The sequence below is a fragment of the Kitasatospora sp. NPDC059571 genome, from assembly GCF_042735675.1.
Lineage (GTDB): Bacteria > Actinomycetota > Actinomycetes > Streptomycetales > Streptomycetaceae > Kitasatospora.
Genome location: NZ_JBHWBW010000419.1, coordinates 1 through 7118 on the forward strand (window position 1 = coordinate 1; position 7118 = coordinate 7118).

Genomic DNA, 7118 nt, shown 5'->3' on the forward strand with positions numbered 1-7118 from the left:
GGGGGGGGGGGGGCCGCCCCGCCCCCCCCCGGGGGCCCCCCCGGGGCCCCCCCCCGCGGGGGGGGGGGGCGCGGCGGCGCCGGGCGCCGGGCGCGGGATCGGGCTCGCCGGTCCCGGGTGAAGCGCCAGTCCGGTCCATCGGTGCTCTTCTCGGTGGCGCCGGGGCCCGGTCCCGCCGGTTCTGCGCCGGTCAGGGCCCTCGGCGTGCACCCTCCAGCATGGCGCCGGGCGGTCGGCCGCTCAACCGAGAGCGTGCGGCGGCGAGGCGGGGCGGCGGACGGGGCGGGCCGGGCATCTGTACGCGGGCCCGTCGGGCATGGTGACATGTACGCGACAAATCCCGACCGGCACACCCGCCGGCCGGGGTCCGGGCACGCTCGATCGGAAGGAATGCCGTGATCGTCCGTACGCTCGTCGCCGCCGGCGCCGCCGCCGCATCGCTGTTCGCCGCCACCGCCCCCGCCGTCGCCACGAGCGGCTGGCAGAACCCGCCCCCGTCCGACCGCATCGTCATCGACGTGGCGACCGTGAACGGCTCCGGCTGTCCGGCCGGCACCGCAGCGGTCGCCGTCTCCCCCGACAACACCGCGTTCACAGTGACCTACAGCGACTACCTGGCCCAGGTCGGGGTCGGCTCGAAGCCGACCGACTTCCGGAAGAACTGCCAGCTCGACCTGCGCGTGCACGTGCCCCAGGGCTTCACCTACGCCATCGCCTCCGCCGACTACCGCGGCTTCGCCCACCTGGAGAAGGGCGCCACCGGACTCCAGCGCGCCGCCTACTACTTCCAGGGCTCGCCGCAGACCAGCGCCCTCGAGCACCGCTACAACGGCCCGCTGGACGACAGCTGGCAGGCCACCGACAGCGTGCCGGTCGCCGCCCTGGTCTGGGCGCCGTGCGGGGAGGAGCGCAACTTCAACATCAACACCGAGCTGCGGGTCTCCGGCGGCAGCTCCGACACCGGCCACACCACCAGCTTCATGACCATGGACTCCACCGACGGCGACATCAACACCGTCTACCACCTGGCCTGGAAGAGCTGCCCCTGACCCTCCGCCGCAGCACGTCCGCCCGTCCCGTCCCGCGTCACCCCCGGCCGCGGACGGGGCGGGCGGGCCCGCTCCCGCGGGCACGCGGCCCCAGCACGGCACCAGCGGCATCCCGGCCCGGGCCCTTAGCATCCTGACCATGGTGATCGAGGAGCCCGGCCCGCGCGACCGGCCCGCGCGGCGTGCGGGCGCCGGGACCGGTATGCGGTGAGCGGGCTGCTGCTGCGCGGTGCCGAGGTCGGCGGCGAGCTGGTGGACGTCCGGATCGGCGGCGGCCTGGTCCTCGAACTGGGCCGCGCCCTGCCGCGGCGCGATGCCGCCGAACAGGTGCTGGCGGCCCGTGGCGGGGCCCTGCTGCCCGGGCTCACCGACCACCACCTGCACCTGGCCGCGGCCGCCGCCGACCTGGCCGCCACGGCGTGCACCCCGGCCGCCGCCCGGACGGCCGGCGGGCTGGCGGCCGTCCTGCTCGCGGCGGAGCCCGACCCGGCGGGCTGGATCACCGGGGTGCGCTACCAGGCCTCGGTCGCCGGCGACCTGGACGCGGCGGCACTGGACCGGCTGCGCGCCGACGTCCCGGTCCGGATCCGGCACCGCAGCGGCGGCCTGTGGGTGCTGAACTCGAGGGCCGCGGCCGCCGTCGGACTCGCCACGGCCGACCACCCGGGGGTGGAGCGCGACGCCGGCGGCCGACCGACCGGCCGGCTGCGGCACGCCGACGACTGGCTGCGCACCCGCCTCCCGCACAGCGGACCGGAACCGCTGGCCGCACTGGGCCGGCGGCTGGCCGACCACGGCATCACCTCGGTCACCGACGCCGAGCCGCGTACGGGATCGGGCGCCGTGGCCGCGCTCGCCGCGGCCTGCGCCTCGGGCGCGCTGCCGCAGCGGGTCCAGCTGCTCGGCGTACCACCGGAGACCGCGCTGCCGCCGGACGGGCCCACCGCCGGACCCTGGCGGATCGACCTCGCCGACCGGGACACCGCGGACCCCGCCGGCGCCGCCGCGGAGATCGCCGCCGCCCACCGGACGGGCCGACCGGTGGCGGTGCACTGCGGCCCCCGCGGGTCGCTGCGGCTGCTGCTCGCCGCACTCGGCGCGGCCGGGGTGCTGGCCGGCGACCGGATCGAGCACCCCGAGCTGGTGCCGGCCGCGGCCGTGCCGGAGATCGCCCGGCTCGGTGTGCCGGTGGTGGCGCGCCCCGGCTTCCTGGCCGAGAGCGGCGACGCCTACCTGCGCGCCCTGGCCCCCGACCGGCACGGCGACCTGCACCGCGCGGCCTCCCTGGCCGCCGCCGGCGTCCCGCTCGCGCTCTCCAGCGACGCCCCGTACGGGCCGCTGGACCCGTGGGCGGTGATGCGGGCGGCGGTGCTGCGGCTCACCGCGGCGGGCGAGGTGCTGGGGGCGGCCGAGCGGATGACCGCCGGCCGCGCCCTGGCCGGCTACCTGTCGCCGGCGCGGCACCCCGGGGGGCGCGTCCGGCGGGTCCGGGCCGGCGCGGTCGCCGACCTGGTGCTGCTGGCCGCACCGATCGGCGAGGCGGTGCGCCGGCTGGACACCGGGCTCGTCCGGCTGACCCTGATCGGCGGCCGGCCGGTCGGCGGCACGGACCTCGGCTGAGGACGCGCGGCCGGGCGAACGGCCGCCTGCTGAAGGGACGTTCGCCGCCACCCGACCGAAGGGTCCCAAGTCGGCGGGCCGTTCGGAAATGCCGGGCCGAACGGGACGGTGCGGGAGCATACTTCGCGGGTGTACTCCGACGCCGACGCGGCCGCGCTCTATGACCTCCTCAACCCGTGGGGGCCGTGCGACGACTTCTACCTGTCCTTCGTGATGGACTCGCCCTCCGTGCTCGACGTGGGCTGCGGCACCGGCATGCTGCTGCACCGCGCGCGGGCGGCCGGGCACCGGGGGCGGCTGTGCGGGCTGGACCCGGATGCCGCGGCGCTCGGCCGGGCGGCCCGCCGGCCGGACGTCGAGTGGGTCCACGGCCGGGCCCAGGACCTCCGCCGGGAGCGGGAGTTCGAGCTGGCCGTGGTGGCGGGCAACGCCTTCCAGGTGTTCGTCGCGGACGACGAGCTGCGGGCGGCGCTGGCCGCCGTGCGCGCGGCGCTCCGGGACGGCGGCCGGTTGGTCTTCGGCACCCGGAACCCGGCGGCGCGCGCCTGGGAGGGCTGGCGGCCGGAGCGGGCGGCCGAGGTCGTCGACGCCGCGGGCCGCGCCCTGCGGGTGGTCCACCGGGTCGAGTCGGTGGCCGACGGCGTGGTGACCTTCACCGAGACGGTGCAGACCCGGGGCGGCGAGCCGCTGCGGATCGACCGGGCGAGCCTGCGGTTCCTGGACGCCGACGGGCTCCGCGGGTTCCTGCGGCAGGCCGGTTTCACGGTGGAGGCCTGCTGGGGCGACTGGGCGCGCGGGCCGCTCACCGACGCGAGCGAGAACATCGTCGTCCTCGCCCGCGCCGCCGCGGCGGGCGAGAGCCTCTAGTCCGGCGGATCCGCCGGGGGCGCGACCTCGGCGATCAGCAGGGCCACGTCGTCGTCGCCGTCCGGGCGGCGGAGCGCGGCCAGCAGCAGGTCGCAGGTCTCCTCCAGGGTCGGCCCGGGGTCGGCCAGCAGGTCGAGCAGGGTCGCCAGCCGGTCGTCCAGCGGCTCCTCGCGGGTCTCCACCAGTCCGTCCGTGTACAGCACCAGCCGGTCCCCCGCGGCCAGGTCCAGCGCGGTGGACTCGAAGGGCACCCCGCCCACCCCGAGCGGGGCCCCGGTGGGCAGGTCGAGCAGCTCCGGGGCGCGCCCGCGGCGGACCAGGACCGGCGGCGGGTGGCCGGCCAGGGCGATCCGGCACTGGCCGGTGGCGGGGTCGTAGTCGGCGTACACGCAGGTGGCCATGGACTCCTCGATCTCGGCCATGGTGCGGTCGAGGTGGCGCAGCACCTGGGCCGGGTCCAGTTCGAGGCCCGCCAGGGTGCGGGTGGCGGTGCGCAGCTGCCCCATGGTGGCGGCGGCGTTGATGCCGCTGCCCATCACATCGCCGACCACCAGCGCGGACCGGTCGCCGGCCTGCGGGACCGCGTCGAACCAGTCGCCGCCGGCCTCGCCGCGTGCCCCCTTGGGCTGGTACCGGTAGGCGAGGTCGAGCCCGACCGCCTTCGGCCGGTGCCGGGGCAGCAGGTGCCGCTGGAGGGTGAGCGCGGCATGCCGCCGGTTCTGGTACCAGCGGGCGTTGTCGATGCAGACCGCGGCCCGGGAGGCGAGTTCGAGGGCGAGCAGGACGTCGTCGTCGTCGAACGGCGGCGCGTTGCGGATCCGCTTGAGGTCGAGCGCGCCGAGCACCTCGCCGCGGGCGATCAGCGGCACCGCCAGGTAGGAACGCAGCCCGGCCTCGGCCAGCACGTCCGCGGCCTGCGCGTCGCGGGCGATCTCCGGGAGGTCCTCCGGTCCGACGTGGGCCACCAGCACCGGCTCACCGGTGGCGACGCAGCGCGCGACCAGGCGGTCGGCCGGATAGCGGGCGAGGGACCCGGTGGGGTCGGCGGCCCGGACGGCGGCGCGGACGCCCTCGGAGGTGTGGGTGGCGGCGAGGGCGAGCGCCCGGAAGGCGGCGGGGCCGCCGATCGGCGGTGCGGCGCCCGGGCCGGCGCCCTCCAGGACGGCGTCGAGCACGTCGACGGCGGCGACGTCGGCCAGCTGGGGCACGACCAGCTCGGCGAGCTCCCGGGCGGTGGTGTCGAGGTCGAGGGTGGAGCCGATCCGGGCGGAGGCCCGGGCGATCAGGGCCAGCCGGCGGCGGGCGGCGGCGGCCTCGGCGCCGCTGCGGTGCTGCTCGGTGACGTCGATGACCGAGGTGGCCAGGCCCAGGATCCGGCCGGCCCGGTCCTCCAGCCGGAAGTAGGAGACCGACCAGGCGTGGTCGTGGTCGGGGTCGGCGGAGGTCCGGCCGACGGTGAGGTGGTTGAGCCGCGGGCGGCCGGTGGCCAGGACCTCGTGCATCACGGCGTCGATCGGCGCCGGGTCGATCATCGGCAGGGCGTCGTGGACGCTGCGGCCGACGTGCCCCTCGACGGGCAGCCCGTTGATCCGGGCGAGTGCCGGGTTGACCATGATGTAGCGCAGGTCGGCGTCGAGGACGGCGAGCCCGATCGGGGACTGCGCGACCATCCGGACCGACAGGGCGAGGTCCCGTTCGACGTCGCGCACGGTGGCCTCGTCGGCGGCGATGCCCAGTGCGTAGAAGGCGCCGTGCCGGTCCTGGAGCCGCATGTTGCGGAATTCCACCGGCCGGGTGCTGCCGTCGCGGTGCCGGATGGGGAACACGCCGGCCCAGGTCTCCCCCGCCGACATCACCTCGCCGAACAGGCCGAGGACCAGGTCGAGCTGGTCCGGGGCGACCATCAGGCGGGCGGCCTTGCTGCCCAGGGCCTCCTCGGCCGTCCAGCCGAACAGCTCCTCGGCCTGCGGGCTCCACAGCGCGATCCGGCCCGCCGCGTCCAGCACCACGGCCGCCACGCCCAGGACGTCGAGCAGGCCCCCGGGGTCGGACGGCGTGGGCAGGCCCAGTGGGGCGGGCGCGCCGGCCGCCGGGCCGGCCCGGGCCGCATCGGCTGCGTCCATCCCGTCCTCCTTCCGTCCGGCTGCCTGTGGGTGGCAGGGACGTCCGGTCGGATCCGCGACGCTCACGGCCCAACGCCCTCCATCGTCTCTCCGTGCCCACCCGGGCGGCATCCGCGGGCGGCGGCACCGCCTCCGGGGCGGGGGCAGGAGAGGCGCGGGGCGGGGAGAGGTGCAGCGGCGGGGCAGGTCAGTACACGTCGCGGACGTAGCGGCGATCGGCGGCCAGCTGCTTGACGTAGGCGGCGGCCGCGTCCTCGGCCAGGCCGCCGTGGGCGGCCACGACGGCGTGCAGCGCCCGGTCGACGTCCTCGGCCATCCGGCCCGCGTCGCCGCAGACGTAGACGTGGGCGCCGGCCTCCAGCCACCTCCACAGGCGCGGGCCGTGCTCGCGCATCCGGTCCTGGACGTAGACCTTGTTCCGCTGGTCGCGGGAGAACGCCAGGTCGAGCCGGTCCAGGTGGCCCGAGGCGCGGAACTCCGCCAGTTCCTCGCGGTAGTAGAAGTCGGTGGCCTCGCGCTGCTCGCCGAAGAACAGCCAGTTGGATCCGGTGTGGCCGCGGGCCCGGCGGTCCTCCAGGAAGCCGATGAACGGTGCGACGCCCGTACCGGGACCGACCATGATCATCGGGGTGGCGGGGTCGGCGGGCGGACGGAAGTGCGGGGACCGCTGGACGAACACCGGCACCGGCCCGTCGTCGGCGCAGTCGGCCAGGTAGGTCGAGCACACGCCCTTGCGGTCCCGGCCGCGGTCGTTGGCGAAGCGGACCACCGACACCGTCAGCCGGACCTCCCCCGGGTGCGCGAGCGGGCTGGAGGAGATGGAGTACAGGCGCGGCTGGAGCCGCCGGAGCACGCCGGCCCACTCGGCGGCCGACGCGCGGACGGGGTACGCGCCGAGCACGTCGGCCGCCTGCAGGCCCCAGCTCCACTTCGCGAGTTCGCCCTTGTTGTCGGGGCGCAGCAGGCGCCGCAGGTCGTGGCTGCCGGTGCGCTCGGCCACGAACTTCAGCAGGTCAGGGGTGATCCGGGAGATGTCGAGGCGGGTGCGCAGCGCCTCGCGGAGCGGGATCTCGCCCTCGTCGGCGACGGCGATGCCCTCCTCGGGGTCGAGGCCGGTCAGGGCGAGCCACTCGGCGACCAGCGCGGCGCCGTTGGCGGGCCGGACGCCGAGCGCGTCGCCGGGCTCGTAGGCGAGTTCGCCCGCGCGGGTGTCGAAGGCGAACTGCCGTACCTCCTTCTGCGAGCCGGGCAGGCTGAGCAGCCGGTTGCCGATCAGCAGGGTGGCGAAGGGCGAGGTCCTGGTGTAGCCGGCCGGGGCGGGCCGGACCGGCCCCCCGGCCCGGGGGGCGGGGGGCGGCGGCGCGGGTCCTCCCCCCCCCCCCGGGGGGGGTGCGCGCCGGCGGCGTCGGGGGCGCGCCCCCCCCCCGGGCCGCGAGGATCGAGGAGACCAGCTGCGGGG

At 77.4% G+C, this 7118-nt stretch carries 5 protein-coding genes; 3 read left to right on the top strand and 2 right to left on the bottom strand.

The window, feature by feature from the left end:
• Positions 1 to 398: 398 nt before the first annotated feature.
• The 3 genes from ACFV0G_RS31640 (at position 399) to ACFV0G_RS31650 (ending at position 3536) form a co-directional block, all read left to right on the top strand.
• Complete coding sequence (locus ACFV0G_RS31640) at positions 399 to 1049, top strand: DUF4360 domain-containing protein (RefSeq protein WP_380555452.1); 651 nt, start codon at positions 399 to 401, stop codon at positions 1047 to 1049.
• Between the two features lie 207 nt (positions 1050 to 1256).
• Positions 1257 to 2669 carry an amidohydrolase family protein gene (locus ACFV0G_RS31645; RefSeq protein ID WP_380555444.1) on the top strand — a complete coding sequence of 471 codons (1413 nt, stop codon included), beginning with the start codon at positions 1257 to 1259 and terminating at the stop codon, positions 2667 to 2669.
• A 129-nt stretch (positions 2670 to 2798) separates the two neighbouring features.
• Positions 2799 to 3536: a methyltransferase domain-containing protein gene (locus ACFV0G_RS31650; protein ID WP_380555446.1), complete on the top strand. Its 738-nt coding sequence runs from the start codon at positions 2799 to 2801 to the stop codon at positions 3534 to 3536.
• On the opposite strand, the gene ACFV0G_RS31655 is transcribed toward ACFV0G_RS31650, so the two are convergent.
• Together ACFV0G_RS31655 and ACFV0G_RS31660 are read right to left on the bottom strand one after the other, a co-directional pair.
• A complete protein-coding gene (locus tag ACFV0G_RS31655) occupies positions 3533 to 5659 on the bottom strand; it encodes a SpoIIE family protein phosphatase (RefSeq protein ID WP_380555448.1) in 2127 nt (708 codons plus the stop codon). The two genes, ACFV0G_RS31650 and ACFV0G_RS31655, sit on opposite strands and share 4 nt — an antisense overlap.
• Before the next feature lie 187 nt (positions 5660 to 5846).
• The coding region (locus ACFV0G_RS31660) for a sulfite reductase flavoprotein subunit alpha (protein WP_380555450.1) at positions 5847 to 7118 on the bottom strand (1272 nt) is incomplete at its 5' end.

Bases quoted from the DNA above. Each gene is read 5' to 3' on its own strand.
- ACFV0G_RS31655 (WP_380555448.1), bottom strand. From the start codon at position 5,659: ATGGACGCAGCCGATGCGGCCCGGGCCGGCCCGGCGGCCGGCGCGCCC.